Consider the following 697-nt stretch of genomic DNA (forward strand, 5'->3'; position numbering starts at 1 on the left):
CCCCGGCCTGGCCGCCCCGGCCTGGCGCCCCGGCGGCCCGGACCCGGCAGCCCGCGCCGAGCGGCCGGGCTCCGGCAGCCCGCGCCGGTCGGGCCCGGCCGCCCGGCCCCGCCCGCCGCCGCTCGGCTACGCTCCGGCGCATGGCGCACTCTCCCCTTCAGCCGGGCCTCCGATCGGCCGTGGACGACGGCATCGCGACCGTCGTCATCAGCAATCCCGCCAAGCGCAACGCGATGTCCACGGCCATGTGGCGAGCGCTGCCGCCGCTGCTGGATGAGCTGGCCGCCGACGACTCGGTGCGGGTCCTGGTGCTGACCGGCGACGGGGACACCTTCTGCGCGGGGGCCGACATCGGCTCGCTCGGCGAGCACGGCCAGGAGCCGCAGGGGCTCGCGGTCGCGGCCGAGGACGCGCTCGCGGCCTTCCCGAAGCCGACGCTCGCGGCGGTCCGGGGCTACTGCGTGGGCGGCGGCTGCCAGCTCGCCACCGCCTGCGACCTGCGGTTCGCCGCCGAGGGCGCGGCCTTCGGGGTCACTCCGGCGAAGCTGGGGATCGTCTATCCGGCCACCTCCACCCGGCGGCTGGTCGAGCTGGTCGGCCCGTCGGCCGCCAAGTATCTGCTCTTCTCCGCCGAGTTGATCGACGCGGAGCGGGCGCTGCACACCGGGCGGGTGGACGAGACGCTGCCGGCGGACGG

General features: G+C 77.6%; 1 protein-coding gene. It reads left to right on the top strand.

Annotated elements, in window-relative coordinates:
* Window positions 1-140: 140 nt before the first annotated feature.
* The coding region (locus QMK28_RS34075) for an enoyl-CoA hydratase/isomerase family protein (RefSeq protein ID WP_326443571.1) at window positions 141-697 on the top strand (557 nt) is incomplete at its 3' end.

The organism is Streptomyces sp. H27-D2, assembly GCF_035828615.1.
Lineage (GTDB): Bacteria > Actinomycetota > Actinomycetes > Streptomycetales > Streptomycetaceae > Streptomyces.